This is a genomic window from Chromohalobacter sp. HP20-39 (assembly GCF_033052815.1).
Lineage (GTDB): Bacteria > Pseudomonadota > Gammaproteobacteria > Pseudomonadales > Halomonadaceae > Chromohalobacter.
In genome coordinates this window covers 1-251 of record NZ_JAWHTP010000964.1, presented here as the reverse complement: position 1 = coordinate 251, position 251 = coordinate 1, and the positions used below count along the sequence as shown (strand labels likewise).

Below are 251 nucleotides of genomic sequence, written 5' to 3'. Positions count from 1 at the left end.
CGGTCGCTCAGCTGGCTTTGCGCCGCCTGGGCGCTGCGGCTGATGGCCCAGTCGGCATCGCTGTAGCGCCCCTGCCCCTTGCGGCATTGCCAGGCGCGGCGTACCTCGTCCTGCATGAACTGCCGTTCGGCATCGCCCAGCGACGTGGAATTGCCGCGCGTCTGCATGTCGCGGATCTCGGCGTCGCCCGGGCAGGCGTTGCCGACAGCGGCCACCACCGGGGCCGAGGCCGGCGCCAGCGCAGCGCGCAA

Annotated in this window: 1 protein-coding gene; it reads right to left on the bottom strand. The window is 72.9% G+C overall.

Features of this window, described 5'->3' with window-relative positions; genetic code table 11:
- The coding region (locus tag RVY79_RS20830; RefSeq protein WP_317466509.1) for a hypothetical protein at positions 1-251 on the bottom strand (251 nt) is incomplete at both ends.